General features: G+C 67.8%; 13 protein-coding genes and 1 tRNA gene. 6 read left to right on the forward strand and 8 right to left on the reverse strand.

The features are described from left to right. The gene (locus MHZ35_RS09570; RefSeq protein ID WP_239435392.1) at positions 1 to 387 is read left to right on the forward strand and encodes a PilZ domain-containing protein; all 387 of its coding nucleotides are present in this window, start codon (positions 1 to 3) and stop codon (positions 385 to 387) included. On the opposite strand, the gene recG is transcribed toward MHZ35_RS09570, so the two are convergent. After that, the gene (gene recG, locus MHZ35_RS09575; RefSeq protein WP_239435393.1) at positions 339 to 2,399 is read right to left on the reverse strand and encodes an ATP-dependent DNA helicase RecG; all 2,061 of its coding nucleotides are present in this window, start codon (positions 2,397 to 2,399) and stop codon (positions 339 to 341) included. The two genes, MHZ35_RS09570 and recG, sit on opposite strands and share 49 nt — an antisense overlap. A gap of 106 nt (positions 2,400 to 2,505) precedes the next feature. On the opposite strand from recG, the gene MHZ35_RS09580 reads away from it, so the two are divergent. Both MHZ35_RS09580 and mfd read left to right on the forward strand, forming a co-directional pair. After that, the gene (locus tag MHZ35_RS09580) at positions 2,506 to 2,772 is read left to right on the forward strand and encodes an FAD assembly factor SdhE (protein WP_239435394.1); all 267 of its coding nucleotides are present in this window, start codon (positions 2,506 to 2,508) and stop codon (positions 2,770 to 2,772) included. A gap of 30 nt (positions 2,773 to 2,802) precedes the next feature. Next, entirely contained in the window at positions 2,803 to 6,261 is a 3,459-nt protein-coding gene (gene mfd, locus MHZ35_RS09585) for a transcription-repair coupling factor (protein ID WP_239435395.1), read from the forward strand. A gap of 155 nt (positions 6,262 to 6,416) precedes the next feature. On the opposite strand, the gene MHZ35_RS09590 is transcribed toward mfd, so the two are convergent. Further along, a complete protein-coding gene (locus MHZ35_RS09590) occupies positions 6,417 to 7,166 on the reverse strand; it encodes an SDR family NAD(P)-dependent oxidoreductase (RefSeq protein ID WP_239435396.1) in 750 nt (249 codons plus the stop codon). A 119-nt stretch (positions 7,167 to 7,285) separates the two neighbouring features. Between MHZ35_RS09590 and MHZ35_RS09595 the strand changes: the two genes are divergently transcribed. Beyond that, the gene (locus MHZ35_RS09595) at positions 7,286 to 7,741 is read left to right on the forward strand and encodes a MarR family winged helix-turn-helix transcriptional regulator (RefSeq protein ID WP_239435397.1); all 456 of its coding nucleotides are present in this window, start codon (positions 7,286 to 7,288) and stop codon (positions 7,739 to 7,741) included. Between the two features lie 46 nt (positions 7,742 to 7,787). Here MHZ35_RS09595 and MHZ35_RS09600 read toward each other — a convergent pair whose 3' ends face one another. The 4 genes from MHZ35_RS09600 to MHZ35_RS09615 all read right to left on the reverse strand — a co-directional run bounded on the left by MHZ35_RS09600 (position 7,788) and on the right by MHZ35_RS09615 (position 11,421). Next, positions 7,788 to 8,264: a DUF2141 domain-containing protein gene (locus MHZ35_RS09600; protein ID WP_239435398.1), complete on the reverse strand. Its 477-nt coding sequence runs from the start codon at positions 8,262 to 8,264 to the stop codon at positions 7,788 to 7,790. 113 nt (positions 8,265 to 8,377) lie between these two features. Then, positions 8,378 to 9,643: an ATP-dependent Clp protease ATP-binding subunit ClpX gene (clpX, locus tag MHZ35_RS09605; RefSeq protein ID WP_125960446.1), complete on the reverse strand. Its 1,266-nt coding sequence runs from the start codon at positions 9,641 to 9,643 to the stop codon at positions 8,378 to 8,380. A 144-nt stretch (positions 9,644 to 9,787) separates the two neighbouring features. Next, positions 9,788 to 10,414 (reverse strand): ATP-dependent Clp endopeptidase proteolytic subunit ClpP, encoded by a 627-nt coding sequence (gene clpP / locus MHZ35_RS09610; protein WP_239435399.1) that lies wholly within the window; start codon positions 10,412 to 10,414, stop codon positions 9,788 to 9,790. Between the two features lie 89 nt (positions 10,415 to 10,503). Continuing rightward, positions 10,504 to 11,421, reverse strand: coding sequence for a glycosyltransferase family 2 protein (locus MHZ35_RS09615; protein ID WP_239435400.1), 918 nt, complete (start codon positions 11,419 to 11,421; stop codon positions 10,504 to 10,506). A gap of 297 nt (positions 11,422 to 11,718) precedes the next feature. On the opposite strand from MHZ35_RS09615, the gene MHZ35_RS09620 reads away from it, so the two are divergent. Together MHZ35_RS09620 and MHZ35_RS09625 are read left to right on the forward strand one after the other, a co-directional pair. Further along, a complete protein-coding gene (locus tag MHZ35_RS09620) occupies positions 11,719 to 12,726 on the forward strand; it encodes a DUF5700 domain-containing putative Zn-dependent protease (protein WP_239435401.1) in 1,008 nt (335 codons plus the stop codon). A gap of 19 nt (positions 12,727 to 12,745) precedes the next feature. Continuing rightward, complete coding sequence (locus MHZ35_RS09625; RefSeq protein WP_239435402.1) at positions 12,746 to 14,272, forward strand: hypothetical protein; 1,527 nt, start codon at positions 12,746 to 12,748, stop codon at positions 14,270 to 14,272. Between the two features lie 157 nt (positions 14,273 to 14,429). On the opposite strand, the gene tig is transcribed toward MHZ35_RS09625, so the two are convergent. Together tig and MHZ35_RS09635 are read right to left on the reverse strand one after the other, a co-directional pair. Next, positions 14,430 to 16,085: a trigger factor gene (gene tig, locus MHZ35_RS09630; protein WP_239435403.1), complete on the reverse strand. Its 1,656-nt coding sequence runs from the start codon at positions 16,083 to 16,085 to the stop codon at positions 14,430 to 14,432. A gap of 69 nt (positions 16,086 to 16,154) precedes the next feature. Further along, positions 16,155 to 16,239 (reverse strand) — tRNA-Leu (locus MHZ35_RS09635). Between the last annotated feature and the right edge of the window lie 154 nt (positions 16,240 to 16,393).

The raw sequence follows: 16,393 nt of genomic DNA on the forward strand, positions 1-16,393 counted from the left end.
ATGGACGAGAAGTTCAGGCAGACGGCGGCGGGGGCGGTCGAACCGTCGCACGTGCGCGACGAAGTGCAGTTTGAGGCGCGGGGCTTCGGTCCTGCGGCCGAGGCGCTGCAACTGCGCGTCCTCAACATCTCCTCGCACGGCCTTTCCGCGACCACCGACCTGGCGTTCCAGCCCGGCGACCGGCTGCGGCTGATCCTGCCGGTGGTGGGGGTGATGGCGGCCGAAGTCCGCTGGGCCAAGGGCATGCGTTTCGGCTGCGTGTTCGACATGCCGATCGACCGGGCGAGCTATTACGAACTGCTCGCCGCGGTGCTGGAGCCGCTGCCGCCCTTCGATCCTCAGCCCGAGCGCAGCAGCCCGACGGCGGCATCCCGCTCGAACAAATAGAGCGCCAGCCGCGCCGCCTCGCCGCGCGGGCCGTGCAAGCCGCCGTCGCGGTCGACCAACAGGCGCGCGTCGCCGTTGGCGGCCGGCATCAGGTCGTCGAGCATCTCTGGTGTCGCCAGGCGGAACTGCATCTCGCCCGACTGGCGGGTACCCAGGATCTCGCCCGCGCCGCGCAGCCGCAGGTCTTCCTCGGCGATGCGGAAGCCGTCGTTGCTCTCGCGCATCAGCGCCAGTCGCGCGCGGGAGGTTTCGCTGAGCGCATTGCCGCGCAGCAGCAGGCACCGCGAGGTCCCCCCGCCCCGCCCCACGCGCCCGCGCAGCTGGTGGAGCTGGGCCAGGCCGAAGCGGTCCGCCGCCTCGATCACGATCAGCGTGGCGTTGGGGACGTCCACCCCGACCTCGATCACCGTGGTCGCGACCAGCACGCCGGTGCGCGCTGCCTGGAAATCGGCCATGGCGGCGTCCTTCTCCGGCGCCTTCATCCGCCCGTGAACCAGCCCGACCCGCTCGCCGAACCGCTGGCGCAGGCCCTCCGCGCGCGCCTCGGCAGCGGCGAGGTCACTCTTCTCGCTCTCCTCGACCAGCGGACACACCCAGTACGCCTGCCCACCGTTGGACAGGTGCCGGGCGAGCGCGTCGACCACTTCGTCCAGCCGATCCTCCGACACGACGCGCGTCTCGATCGGCTCGCGACCGGGCGGCATCTCGTCCAGGCGGCTGACGTCCATCTCGCCATATTGGGCAAGCGTCAGCGTGCGCGGGATCGGCGTCGCGGTCATCACCAGCAGGTGCGGCGGGCGCTGCGCCTTGGCCTGGAGCATCATCCGCTGGGCGACGCCGAAGCGGTGCTGCTCGTCCACCACCACCAGCCCCAGGTCGCGATAGCCGACGCCCTCCTGGAAGATCGCGTGGGTGCCGACGAGGATGTCGATCGACCCATCTGCCAGCCCCATCAGCGTGGCCTCGCGCGCGCGGCCCTTGTCGCGGCCGGTCAGCACCGCGACGTTGACGCCGATCGGCGACAGCAGCCGGGTGAGCGTCTCCCCATGCTGGCGCGCCAGGATCTCGGTTGGCGCCAGCAGTGCGCCCTGCGCCCCCGCCTCCACGGCGATCAGCAGCGCCATGATCGCCACCAGCGTCTTGCCAGAGCCCACGTCGCCCTGAAGCAGCCGCAGCATCGGCTGCACCTGCGCCAAGTCGCCTTCGATCTCCGCAATGGTGCGCGCCTGCGCACCCGTGGGCGCATAGGGCAGCTTCAGCCGCGCGCGCACGCTGCCGTCGCCGGTCAGCGGCCGGCCGCGCTTGGCGCGTGCCTCGCCCCTGACCAGCAGCAGCGCGAGCTGGTTGGCGAACACCTCGTCATAGGCGAGCCGCTGGCGCGCCTTGGCATCGGCCGGATCGGCGTGGATGCGCGCCAGCGCCTCGCGCCAGCTCGGCCAGCCACGGGTGGAATGCAGGCTCGGCTCGATCCATTCGGGCAGTTCGGGCGCCCGCTCGATCGCCTGCTCGACCAGCCCCGCGACCCGGCGGGAGGTGAGCCCTTCCGACAGCGGATACACCGCCTCGCGCTCCGGCAGGCCGCTCGCCTCGTCCAGCGGCAGCACCTGGTCCGGGTGGACGATCTGGAGCGACTGGCCATAGGTCTCGAGCTTGCCCGACACGCGCCGCGGCTCGCCGAGCGGCAACAGCTTCTTCACCCAGCCGGCATTGCCGCCGAAATACACGAGGCTGACGACATTGCCCGCCGCATCCTGCGCCTGCACCCGGGTCGGGCCCCGCCCGGCGCTCAGCCGATAGTCGGTCGGCGTCAGCGTGATCGCGATGATCCGCCCGGCATCCACCGCATCCAGCGTCTCGCGCGGCAGCCGGTCGACCCAGCCGCTCGGCAGGTGGAAGGCGACGTCGACCACGCGCGACAGGCCCAGCCGGTCGAGCGGCTTGGCCATGGCGGCGCCGACCCCCTTCAGGGCGGTGACCTCGGCGAACAGCGGATTGAGAAGTTGGGGACGCATGACTATCTGCTGCCCCTACCGCGTTTCGGCCCGTGTCGGGAAGCGGCGTCGCACTGACTCGCCGACGGCCGTTCGCGTCCGCCGGCTCCTTGCCGTTGGAGATTCCATGGACCGCGAAACCCGTCTCAAGCGCCTGCGCTTCCGCGCCTGGCACCGCGGCACCAAGGAAGCCGACCTGATGATCGGCGGCTTCTTCGACGCGCATGGCGAAACCTGGAGCGATGCCGAGATCGAGTGGTTCGAAACCTTCCTGGAGGAGCAGGACGTCGACATCATGGCCTGGGCGATGGGAACCCAGCCGGTGCCGCCGCAGTTCGAAGGCACGGTGATGGCGGCGCTCAAGACGCTCAACTACGTGCCGATCGCGCGCTGATTCCTTTCTGAACGGATTTCTCCGCCGCCTATGCCCGATCTCCAGACCATCCTGTCCGCCAGCCGCCCGCTCACGCTTTCGGGCGTGCCGGCGGGGTTCCTGCCCAGCCTGCTCGCCGATCTGGCGCGGGGAAGCGCCGGCGGGGTGGTCTATGTGGCCCCGGACGAGGCGGCGATGCGGGCGGTGGCGGCGACTGCGCCGTTCTTCGCGCCCGAGCTGGAGGTACTGAGCTTCCCGGCGTGGGACTGCCTGCCCTACGATCGCGCCTCGCCGACGCTGCGCGCCATGTCGGAACGGCTGGCGACGCTCCACGCCCTCCAGAGCCCCGGCAAGGCGCCGCGCCTGCTGGTGACCACCGTCAACGCCGTCACGCAGCGCGTGCTGACCCCGTTCCGCATCCGCCAGCTGGTGGCGCGGCTGGCGCCGGGCGAGCGCATCTCGCTCGATCGCCTGGCCGAGCTGCTCCAGGGCAACGGCTATGTTCGGGTCGAGACCGTCCATGACGCCGGCGAGTTCGCGGTGCGCGGCGGGCTCGTCGACCTTTTCCCCTCCGGGGCCGAACAGGGGCTGCGGCTCGACTTCTTCGGCGACGAGATCGAGAGCGTTCGCACCTTCGATCCCGCGGACCAGCGCACCAGCGGCCGCATCGACGGCTTTACCCTGCTGCCGGCGTCCGAGGCATTGCTCGACGAGGAGAGCGTCAAGCGCTTCCGCGCCCGCTATCGCGAGACCTTCGGCGCGACCGCGACCGGCGACCCGCTCTACCAGGCGATCTCCGACGGCCGCCGCCTGTCGGGCATGGAGCATTGGCTGCCGCTGTTCGAGGAACGGCTGGAAACACTGTTCGAGCACCTCCCTGCCGACGCGGTGATCGTGCGCGACGCGGGTACGCCCGGCGCCGCCGAGGCACGGTTCGAGGGCATCACCGACTATCACGCCAACCGCGCCCGCGCGCAGTCGGCGGATCCGGGCAGCTACCGCCCGCTGCTTCCTAACCAGCTCTACCTCAATGCCGAGGAATGGACGCGCCGGCTGGACGAGGCCGCCGCGCATCAGGTGACGCCGTTCCACGAGCCGGAGAGCGCGACCGTGCTCGACTTCGGCGTCGACGGCCCGCGCGACTTCGCGCCGGAGCGCACCGCCGGCAACAACGTCTATGAGGCGGTGGTCGCCCACCTCGCCAAGCTCAAGCGCGACGGCCGCAAGGCGATCCTCGCCAGCTATTCGCCGGGCGCGCGCGAGCGGCTGACCGGGCTGCTTGCCGACCACGGCCTGAAGGGTGCGATCGCCGCCGACGGCTGGCAGGAGGCGCTGGGTGCGGCCGAGCGTGGACCGACGCTGATCGTGCTGCCGCTCGACCACGGCTTCACCGCGCCCAACGTGGCGGTGCTGACCGAGCAGGACATGCTCGGCGACCGGCTGGTCCGGCGCGCCAAGCGCCGCAAGAACACCGACGCGTTCCTCCAGGAACTGGCGACGCTCTCGCCCGGCGACCTGGTGGTGCATACCGAGCACGGCATCGGCCGCTACGAAGGGCTGACCCAGATCCCGGTCTCGCGCGCGCCGCACGACTGCGTGGCGCTGAGCTACGCCGGCGGCGACAAGCTCTACGTGCCGGTCGAGAACCTGGAGGTCCTCTCCCGCTACGGATCGGGCGAGGAAGGCGCGACGCTCGACAAGCTGGGCGGCGAGGCGTGGCAGCGGCGCAAGAGCCGCATGAAGGAGCGCATCCAGGCGATCGCGGGCGAGCTGATCGCGACCGCCGTCAAGCGCGCGCTGCGCCCGGCCGAAGTAGCCGAGCCCGATCCCAGCGGCTACCCCGCCTTCGTCGACCGCTTCCCGTACCAGGAGACCGAGGACCAGGACCGCGCGATCGGCGACGTGCTGGACGATTTGGCGGCGGGCACGCCGATGGACCGGCTGGTCGTCGGCGACGTTGGCTTTGGCAAGACCGAGGTCGCGTTGCGTGCCGCGTTCGTGGCCGCGATGGCCGGCATGCAGGTGGCGGTGGTGTGCCCCACCACGCTGCTCGCCCGCCAGCACCACATGAACTTTACCCAGCGGTTCGAGGGGTTCCCGATCAACGTCGGCCGCCTCTCCCGCCTGGTCCCCGCGGCCGAGGCCAAGCGGGTCAAGGAAGGACTCGCCGACGGCACCGTCGACGTGATCGTCGGAACCCATGCGGTGCTGTCGAAGAGCATCGACTTCAAGCGGCTCGGCCTCGTCATCGTCGACGAGGAGCAGCGCTTCGGCGTCACCCACAAGGAGCGGCTGAAGGCGCTGAAGGCCGACGTCCACATGCTGACGCTCACCGCCACGCCGATCCCGCGCACGCTGCAGATGGCGATGTCGGGCCTGCGCGAGCTGTCGGTGATCCAGACCCCGCCGGTCGATCGCCTGGCGGTGCGCACCTATGTCATGCCCTGGGATCCGGTGGTGATCCGCGAGGCGCTGCTGCGCGAACATTATCGCGGCGGCCAAGCCTATTTCGTGACCCCGCGCATCGCCGACCTGCCCGACATCGAGAAGTTCCTGGCGCAGGACGTGCCGGAAATCCGCTACGTCGTCGCCCATGGCCAGATGAGCCCGAGCGAGGTCGAGGAGCGCATGTCCGCCTTCTACGATAAGCGCTATGACGTGCTGGTGTCGACCACCATCGTCGAAAGCGGGCTCGACATCCCGTCCGCCAACACGCTGGTCATCAACCGCGCCGACAAGTTCGGCCTCGCCCAGCTCTACCAGCTGCGCGGGCGCGTCGGCCGCGCCAAGACGCGCGCGTACGCCTATATGAATACCGCGCCCGAGCGGCAGATGACCGAGGCCGCGACCAAGCGGCTGAAGGTGCTGTCCGACCTGGAGTCGCTGGGCGCCGGCTTCCAGCTCGCCAGCCACGACCTCGACATCCGCGGCGCCGGCAATTTGCTGGGCGACGAGCAGTCGGGCCACATCAAGGAAGTGGGCTACGAACTCTACCAATCGATGCTGGAGGAGGCGATCCTGGACGCCAAGGCCGGCGGCCTGCGCGAGGACAAGCCCAAGGAGTTCTCGCCGTCGATCACCGTCGACGCGCCGATCCTGATCCCGGAGGACTATGTCCCCGACCTCGACCTGCGCATGGGCCTCTATCGCCGCCTCAACGACGTGGACGACCGTGCGGGCATCGACGCCTTCGCCGCCGAGCTGATAGACCGCTTCGGCAAGCTGCCCGAGGCGACCGAGAACCTGTTGAAGCTCATCGAGACCAAGCTCAACGCCAAACGCGCCTGCATCGCCAAGATCGACGTCGGCGCACGCGGCGCGATCGTGACCTTCCACGAGGACAATTTCCCCAACGTCCCCAACCTCCTCGCCTATGTCGACCGGCTGGGCGGCGCGGCGAAGCTGCGTCCGGACATGAAGCTCGCCATCTCCCGCGCCTGGCCGGACCCGCGCAGCCGGCTCCACGGGGCGCTGCAACTGTCGCGCGGACTGGCGAAGGCGGCAGGGTGAGCGGTCTGTCGTCCTGAGGTGCGGGCGGCGACAGGGGAGCGGCCGGTCTGCCGCTCCGCCCTGCTAGCGCCAGAAGAGTCCGGCTGGAGCGTCCGAGCTGCGGTGGGGCTGAGCTTGTCGAAGCTCCACCACAGCACGAACGGATATACGCAACCTCACGCCTTGAACGACAGGAAGCCGTCGTCCACCGCGACCGTCGACCCGTTCACGGCCGATGCGGCGTCGGTGAACAGGAAGGCGACGACGCTTGCGACCTTTGCCGGCTCGATCAGCCGGTCGTGCATGTGCTGGGCGGCGATTTGCGCCTTGAACGCCGCGTCATCGCCCAGGATCGGCGTATCGATGAAGCCCGGGGCGACGCCGACCACCCGGATGCCATGTTCGGCCAGCTCCAGCGCGCCCGAACGGCTCATCGAGATGACCGCGGCCTTGGCAGCATTATAGTTGAAGCTCCCCCGCGACGCGACCGAGCCATAGATCGAAGCGGTGTTCACGAACGTGCCCTTGGCGCCGATCTCGACCATCTTCCGGGCACCATAATACATGCCGTAATAGACGCTGTGCTGGTCGACCTCGATGACCTTCAGATAGGATGCCGGGTCCATCTCCAGGAAGGGTTTCACCAGTCCGATGCCGGCATTGTTGAACATGCCGTTCAACGTCCCCAGCCTGTCGACGGTGAAGTCGACCAGCGCGCTCACCTCCTCCGCCTTCGACACATCCAGCTGGTAGGCCAACGCCTCGACGCCGAGCGCCTTCACCTCCGCGACGACGGCATCCGCACCCTCGATATTGAAGTCGGCGACGACGAGCTTCGCACCCTTGCGGGCGAGCGACAGACAGGCCTCGCGTCCGATCCCGCTTGCGCCGCCCGTGACAATGATGACCTGGTCCTGCAGTTCCATTGGCTCGCTCCTGACTGGCTATCCGCTGGCCGACAGCACCAACGCCCGACCTTGCTGATGCGAACGGAACGAAACAGCCATGTCTTGGTTGCAAAGATACTTTGGGGAGAAGATACAGAATGCACGAAGGTCCGGAGGACGGGACGAACATGCGCCTGGTCCGCGCGCTCCGGCGATTTCTGGCCACTGCCGCCCGCAACGACATGGTCATGGCTCGCGAACTGGGACTCCACACGACGGACCTTGCGACGCTCGACCTCGTGTTCTCGTCGCCGGAACCGCTCACGCCCGGACGCATCGCCGACCACCTGGGGCTGACATCGGGCGCGGCGACCGGCGCCATCGACCGGATCGAGCGCGCCGGCTACGTCCGTCGCCTGCCTAACCCCGGAGATCGGCGGGGCACGCTGGTGGAGCCTCTGCAAGGTCGTGCAGACGATGTGCTGCGGATCTACCGGGACGTGGTCGATCGATACGATAGCGTCTTCGCCGGGTTTTCACCGGCCGAAAGGCAGGTCGCGACGCGGTTGCTGGAGGCACTCTGCGACCAGGACGGCCTTCCGCGCCGTCGATGAAAAACGCATTTGCGCTCGGGTCGCAGCGCTCCGCCCTGCCGCACGTCTACCGGACTGGCCCGATGCTCAGCCCGCGGCGATAGTTCATCGTCACCGCTACGCGGTTCTCGCCGGAGCGCACGGGGATCACCACCTTGGCGAAGTCCGGCTCCAGGCGCATCAGCGACAGCTTGGGATCGCGGGAGAAGCCGCCGCCGTCGTTCCAGTCGGACTTGCCGTTGCCGTTCGCGTCGTGGCGGACCGCCACCGCATAATCGCCGGCGCGCGGCACGGCGATGCAGATGGTCGCTCCCTCGCGCGCGGGTGCCTCGACGCGGCCGAGCCAGCGGCCCTTCTTCAGGAAGCCGGCGCCGTCGTAGAGCTGGACGCGGACCTTGCCGGTGCTGTTCTTGAGGCCGCGCACCGTCACCATCAGCCGGGTCTGCGTCGCAGCGGTGCAGGCGCCCGGATCGGCCGCCTGTGCGGACGCAGGGGCGGCGGCCAGCAGCGCCCCGCCGAGCAGCGTCGCGATTGTCGCGTTCATCTTTTCAAATCTCCGTTCTTGCAGCCGCGGCCCCCCTATCCGCAGCCCCCAAAGCAGAAACGGGCGCCGTTGCGGGCGCCCGTTTCGTGGTTCTGGCTAGGGCACGCCGCCGATCAGGCGGCGTCTCCCGCCTTCTGCTTTTCCGCATAGACGCGGACCGGTTCCTTGCGGCCCTCGATCACGTCCTTGTCGACCACCACCTCGTCGACGCCGTCCATGCCGGGCAGGTCGAACATGGTGTCGAGCAGGATGCCCTCCAGGATCGAGCGCAGGCCGCGCGCACCGGTCTTGCGATCGATCGCCTTCTTCGACACCGCGACCAGCGCGTCGTCGTTGAAGCCCAGGCGCACGCCCTCCATGTCGAACAGCTTCTGGTACTGCTTGACCAGGGCGTTCTTCGGCTCGGTCAGGATCTTGACCAGCGCGTCGATGTCCAGGTCCTCGAGCGTCGCGATGACCGGCAGGCGGCCGACGAACTCGGGGATCAGGCCGAACTTGAGCAGATCCTCCGGCTCGGTCTGGCGCAGCACCTCACCCGTGCGGCGCTCCTCGGGAGCGGCCACATAGGCGCCGAAGCCGATCGACTTGCCCTGCAGGCGATCGCCGATGATCTTCTCCAGGCCCGAGAACGCGCCACCGCAGATGAACAGGATGTTGGTCGTGTCCACCTGCAGGAACTCCTGCTGCGGATGCTTGCGGCCACCCTGCGGCGGAACGGACGCGGTGGTCCCTTCCATCAGCTTGAGCAGCGCCTGCTGCACGCCCTCACCCGACACGTCGCGCGTGATCGACGGGTTCTCGGCCTTGCGGCTGATCTTGTCGATCTCGTCGATGTAGACGATGCCGCGCTGCGCCCGCTCGACGTTGTAGTCGGATGCCTGGAGCAGCTTGAGGATGATGTTCTCGACGTCCTCGCCGACATAGCCGGCCTCGGTCAGCGTGGTCGCGTCCGCCATGGTGAACGGCACATCGAGGATGCGCGCCAGCGTCTGGGCGAGCAGCGTCTTGCCGCAGCCGGTGGGGCCGACGAGCAGGATGTTCGACTTCGCCAGTTCGACGTCGGCGCCCTTTTGGCCGTGGTTCAGGCGCTTGTAGTGGTTGTGGACGGCCACCGAGAGCACGCGCTTGGCCTGCTTCTGCCCGATGACATAGTCGTCCAGCACGTCACAGATCTCCTGCGGCGTGGGGACGCCCCCGTCCTTCTTCGACACCAGCGCGGACTTGGTCTCCTCGCGGATGATGTCGTTGCACAGCTCCACGCACTCATCGCAGATGAACACGGTGGGGCCGGCGATGAGCTTGCGCACCTCATGCTGCGACTTGCCGCAGAAGGAGCAATAGAGCGTGCTCTTGGAGTCACCGCCGCTGAGCTTGGTCATTCACTTCTCTCCCGCGCACCTAGGCGCGTTACACCGCCCGACAGTCTACACTCGGGCACCGGTCCGGCAATCCATAAAACGCGTTGGTTATCAGGACGTTGCCCGCGCCGCCGGATTCAGGCGCGGGCATGTTCCAGCCGCGGATCAGGCCGCAGGCGCTTCCTCGGTCGGGGTCGGGCGCTTGTCGAACACCTGGTCGACCAGGCCGAACGCCTTGGCCTCTTCCGCCTCCAGGAAGGTATCGCGATCCATCGCCCGCTCGATCTCCTCCAGCGGCTTGCCGGTGTACTTGGCGTACAGGTCGTTCATCCGGCGACGGATGCGCAGGATTTCCTTGGCCTGGATCTCGATGTCCGAGGCCATGCCCTGGGCGCCGCCCGACGGCTGGTGGACCATGATGCGCGCGTTGGTGAGCGCCACGCGCATTCCCGGCTCGCCGCTGGCGAGCAGGAAGCTGCCCATCGACGCTGCCTGGCCGATGCACACCGTGCCGACGCGCGGACGGATGTACTGCATGGTGTCGTGGATCGCCATGCCGGCGGTCACCACGCCACCCGGCGAGTTGATGTACATCCAGATGTCCTTCTTCGGGTTCTCGGACTCGAGGAAGAGCAGCTGGGCGGTGATGAGCGACGCCATGTGATCCTCGACGCCACCGGTCACGAACACGATCCGCTCACGCAGCAGGCGCGAATAGATGTCGAAGCTGCGCTCGCCGCGGCTCGACTGTTCGATGACGATGGGGACGAGGGCGTCGTGGATGTCCTGCATTGGGTTCCCGCTTGGTAAGGTTCGAAACACAACATCGGCGCTCGGATCGCCCGGCGCAAGGGCCGCGAGGTGCGATCCGCGGCGGGACGTCAGTTGCCGGGGGCCGGATGCGCCAGATAGGCCAGCCGCCGCACTTCCACCCGCCCGCGCACCACCGTGTCGAGGATCAGCCCCGAGAATCCGCACAGGAAGGCGAGGATCATCAGGCCCGTCACCAGGATCGCGGTCGGGAAGCGCGGCACGAGGCCGGTCTGGAGATAGGTGACCACCAGCGGCACTGCCAGCAGCAGCGAGACGGCCGCAAGGAGGAGGCCGATCGCGCCAAAGAACCACAAAGGCCGCTCGAACCGATAAAGCGTCGCGATCGTCCGCGCGATCCGCCAGCCGTCTCGATAGGTGCTGAGCTTGGAGTGCGACCCCTCCGGCCGCGCGAAATAGCAGGTCTCGACCTCGGCGACCGGCATCTTGAGCTCCAGCGCATGGACGCTGATCTCGGTCTCGATCTCGAACCCGGCCGAGAGCGAGGGGAAGCTCTTCACGAACCGGCGGGAGAACACGCGGTAGCCCGAAAAAATGTCGGTGAAGCTGCGCCCGAACAGCCGCGCGAGAATGCCGGTCATCGCGCGATTGCCGAAGCGATGGCCGCGGCGATAGGCGGCCTGGTGCTGCTCGACCCGCGATCCGACGATCATGTCGAGCTGCTCGCCGACGAGCTGCGCGACCATCGCCGGTGCGACGCTCGGGTCATAGGTCGCGTCGCCGTCCGCCATCACATAGACGTCGGCCTCGATGTCGGCGAACATGCGGCGCACGACCGCGCCCTTGCCCTGGATGCGCTCCGAGCGGACCACTGCCCCCGCCTCGCGCGCGACCGCGACCGTGCGATCGCGGCTGTTGTTGTCATAGACGTAGATCGTCGCGTCCGGCAGCGCCTCGCGAAACCCCGCCACCGTCTGCGCAATCGCAGCCTCTTCATTGTAGCAGGGCAAGAGGACGGCGATCTTCATGCAGGTTCCGGTAGCGTCTGAACTGCGCCCGCGCCTAGCCCATCCCTCGGACTGGCCGCCAGCAGAAAAGAAGATCGCGGAGGGAGCGTCGCCGCGAGCCGGTCTTGCCGCTTGACAGCCGTGTTGCCAGGTTAATACACCAGCCAAATTCTTGGGGGGGAATGAATGCGGCAATATGGACGGATCGGAGCTGCGCTTGCGGCTCTCTCTTTGGCGGGCGCGGTTGGAGCGGCACCCGGTGCGGCACAGGATTCATCGGCCGCATCCGGCCGACCTCGTGCGAACCTTTCCGTTACGGTGGACGTAGAGGCGACCAAGGCGGTCCTGGCCGCTCTCCAGAACCCGGCGTTGACGACGGCGGACGCGCTGCGCGTGGCTGCGCTTCCCGGCAACCAGGGACTGATACGCAAGGCGCGCAACTATGGGCGTCCGGCGTCGAACGAACTGTTCGCAAAGGCCTTGATCGCCGCGGCTCAGGGGAATGATGCCGAACCCGATCCCGCCAGATTCCGCTTCGGGCAGGTGCGAAGTCATATCGAACAGATCCGCGCCACGCTGGACAAGCTGGAGGATCCGAAATCCAATCTTCTGGATCAGGTCAAAGGCAGGATCGCGGAGTTCACGCCGCCGGATCTGGGCGGACACGTCGTCGGCCACCTGATCGTGGGCGGCACGTCGGGCGGCTTCGCCTTCGGCGATCCGGAGTTCTTCCTAAACCTGGACCGGTTCCCTTCCGCGCCGCTCGCCGCCACGGTGATGCAGCACGAACTGTTTCACGCCATCCAGGGGATCGCCAAGCAGGCGCGGCCGCTCTCGCCCAAGGCCCAGGCCTGCACGGCTGCGGTGCCGCATAGCAAGGAGTTGGTCCCGCTCTTCGCATCGCTGGAGATGGAGGGCAGCGCCAGTCTGGTCGGCGACGTCGCCGCGATGCCAGCGGGGACCGACGCGGGAAGCGACGAGGCGCGGCAAAGGACATTGCGCAACATCGGCCTGGTCGATCGAAGCGTCACGCTGCTCGAACTGTCGGTCCATGGCCTGAACACGGGCGCCGAGGTCCCGTACGACGACGTCTATGCCCTAGGCTTCTATGGCGACGAAGTGCTCTATGCCCTGGGCTATGTCATGGCGCGCGCGATTGTCGCCGAAGAGGGCAAGGGTGCGATCGCCGAGCTCACCGGGCAGCCGGGTGCACTGTTCGTGCAGCGCTACCGGAAGCTCCGCGGCTACGGCAAGTCGGAAGCCGTCCCGGCCCTTGGCGCCGAGACGCTCCGGTCGGCCGACCGCCTGGCGGCCTGCCTCGCCTAAGCCTGCACCGGCGCAGTTGATGGTGCAGGGGAACAACGTCCTGCCTTCCTTCGGCGGGACGCCGCACTTCTTTGATCAGCAAACGACAGTGTCGCTGGGGGCGGAGCGCCGTCGCGCCCGCTCTTTCACGGCCCGGGGATCAAAAACGATGAAGACGGTTACCTACGGGCTCAGTGCACTGGGGCTCACCCTGCTCGCTGCGACGTCGCTGCCTGCCGCGCCGGTTCAGAAGGACCAACCCGTCCGCGCGACGGGCAAGGTCCGCGCTTCCCTGGCAGACGGACGATTTGAAGGTCAGGTTTGCGTCGAAGCCCGGCCGCCGGCGACAGCAAAGACCTTCGTGCTCAATGCCGGACTGAACGTCGCGCGCGTCACTGATGGGAGCGGCAAGCCCGTGAGCTTCACCGGCTGGTTCGATCCAGAGGTCGACGGCGAGGCGCGTGTGTATACGTTGGAAGACGCGCCCGCCACGATGTGCGTGTCCTACGTCGGCGCCTTTCCGGTCTATGCCGAGCGCGACGCACCGACCGACTTCAAGGGGTTGATCGCCTTCAACGGAGACAGCGTGCGCGCGTCCGAACAGGCGGTGTGGTTTCCCGCCCCTTTCGACCCTGTGCTGAAAACGCGGGTCGATGTGATGGCCTATGATCTGGAGATCGCCTGCGATGGCTGTCGCTTCCTCTACATGAACGGCAGCGGAGCGACCAAGGGCCCTGTCGCGCAGTTCAGAAGCGAGCTCGCGCGGCCCCTGCTCCTGTTCGGCGGCACCGGGCCGCTCACGCGGACCGGTGGCTTGACGATCCTCAACCAGTCAGTGACGGCGGCCCAGCAGGCAGCCCTGGCCGATCACTTCTCCGGAATTCGCGCCTTCTACGGCAGCTATCTTGGTCAGCCGTTGGCCGACGAGCCGACGCTGCTGCGGATGGTTACGCTGAACCAGGTGGACCGGGATCGCAGGGAGAGCTCCTGGGGATTTGCGACCTGGCCGACGATCGCGCTCAGCGGCTCTGTCGGTGCCATCGGAGACGCCCTGCTTGCCGGGGGAGAGAAGGCCGAGATGTACGCAGCGTACCTGTCCCACGAAACAGCACATTACTACTTCGGCACATTGACCCGGCCGACCGGCCCCTACGCCTGGCTGCTGCTGGAATCGACTGCGCAGTTCCTGTCGATCAAGGCAGAGCAGGCCATCCTGGGCGAGGACGCAGCGTCCCGCCAGGTTGCGCAGCTTCGAAAAGCGATCGAAAAGCAGCCGCAAGCGTTCGTCGCGCTCGACGAGATCACCGCCTCGTCGCAGATCGACGGGGACTATCGCTACAACTACGGCCCCCTACTGCTGCTCTCGCTCGAGCGCGCGGTCGGCGAGGCCCAGATGCGCATGTTCATGCGGCGATTGTTGTCTGCGCCCCCGATCCATCGGTGGTCCGACATTGCCGAGCTTGCCGTCCAGTCGGGGATCAAGCCCGAGACATGGGATCGCTGGCGCGCGGAGTGTGTCGCCGGCGGCACCCGCGCTTGCGTGGGCACAGTGACCGCCGCCCTTTAGCGCCCGGGTGCGTCGCGCCCGAGCGTGCGACGGGTTGGAGAGCGAAGCCCCTCCCGTGCGACGGCCCCGCGTCCGGTCGAAGGAGGTGCACGCCAAACAAAAAGGGCTGCAGGTCGCGGTCGACCTGCAGCCCTTCCTGATCCGGTCGGACGCGCGCTTAGGCGGCGTCGTCGGCCTTCTTCTTGGCGGCCTTCTTCTTCGGTGCGGCCTCGCCGGCCTCGTCCGAAGCGCCTTCTTCCTTGGCAGCCTTCTTGGTCGCAGCCTTCTTCTTCGGCGCGGCAGGAGCTGCCTCGGCGTCGGCGGCGGCCGGCTCGATGTCGGCGGCTTCGGCCTTCTTGGTCGACTTGCGCTTCGGCTTCACCGGCTCGGCAGCCGCTTCCTCGGTACCGTGGTCGTGATCGTGCGCATGATCGTGGTCGTGGCCATGCGCGTGGTCATGGTCGTGATCATGGTTGTGGACGTGGGTGCCGCTGGCGAACCCGTCCTCGCTCTCGATCGCGGCTTCCAGCTCCTCGCGGGTCACTTCGCGGTCGGTGATCTCGGCCTTGTCGAACAGGAAGTCGACGACCTTGTCCTCATACAGCGGCGCGCGCAGCTGGGCGGCCGCCATCGGCTCCTGCTGGACGTACTGGATGAAGCGCTCACGGTCGTGCGGCGAATACTGCTGCGCTGCCTGCAGGATCAGACGCTGCATTTCCTGCTGGCTGACCTCGACGCCGTTCGCCTGGCCGATCTCCGACAGCAGCAGGCCCAGGCGGACGCGGCGGACCGCGATCGCGCGGTAATCCTCGCGCTCGTTCTCCAGCTCGGCCATCGCCGCCTCGGGGTCGGCCTCATGGGTCGCCTCGTGCTGGAGCTGTGCCCAGATCTGGTTGAACTCGGCTTCGACCATCGAGGGCGGAACCTCGAAGTCGTGGTCGGCCGCGAGCTGGTCGAGCAGCTTGCGCTTCATGTGGGTGCGGGTGAGGTTGTTGAGCTCCTGGCCGGCCTGATCCTTCAGGATGCCGCGCAGCTGCTCCAGGCTCTCCAGGCCCAGCGCCTTGGCGAACTCGTCGTCCGCGACGGTCTCGCCGGCCGGCACGCGCACGTCGGTGACCTTGAGGTCGAAGGTCGCCGGCTTGCCCTTGAGCGTGTCGACGCCGTAATCCTCGGGGAAGGTGACCTCGATGGTCTTCTCTTCACCCTTCTTGATGCCGACCAGCTGGTCCTCGAAACCCGGGATCAGGCGGCCCGAGCCGATCTCGATCGACATGCCCTCGCCGGTGCCGCCCTCGAAGGCGACGCCGTCGACCTTGCCCGCGAAGTCCATGACGACCAGGTCGCCGGTGGCGGCCTCATGGCCTTCCGGTGCGTCCTCGTGGCGCTTGTTCTGGCTGGCGAGCTGCTGGATGCGCTCGTCGATGGCCGATTCGTCGGCCGGAACGGTCAGACGCTCGAGCTTGATGCCCTCGATCGCGGGGGCCGGCACGTCCGGGAGCACTTCCAGCTCGACCTTGACGACCGCGTCCTTGCCCGGCTCGAAGCCCTCGTCCAGCGACACCTGCGGCTGCAGCGCGGGGCGCAGCTTCTGCTCGGAAAGCAGCGTCTGCACGCCTTCCTGGATCGAGGTGTTGAGCGCTTCCTGGGTCAGCGCAGGGCCGTGCATCTTGCGCACCAGGTTCGCGGGAACCTTGCCGGGACGGAAGCCGGGCATGCGGATCTGCGGCGACACGCGCTTCACCTCGGCATCGACCTTGGCGTCGATTTCGGCCGCGGTGATGGTGAGCGTGTAGGCCCGCTTCAAACCCTCGTTCAACGTCTCGACAGTCTGCATTCTCGACAGCTTTCGTCCAATAGGATCGGGATCACGGTGTCCTACAAGCTTCGCTTGCGAGAGCGAAGCTGGTGCGGGCGAAGGGAGTCGAACCCCCACATCTTTCGATACTGGAACCTAAATCCAGCGCGTCTACCAGTTCCGCCACGCCCGCGAGCGGACACCGCCGGCACGGCGGCGTCTATAGCAGCCACACAGGCTGGAGCAAGCGTCGTGGCAACCGCGGGCCTCCCTGGCGCGTTCAATGCGCGTCCAAGGAGAGACACCATGCCCGTAGAGCCCCCCATCCCGGCCGCCCCGCCGGAGGC

Source organism: Sphingomonas sp. ACRSK (genome assembly GCF_022346685.1).
Taxonomy (GTDB): domain Bacteria; phylum Pseudomonadota; class Alphaproteobacteria; order Sphingomonadales; family Sphingomonadaceae; genus Sphingomonas; species Sphingomonas molluscorum.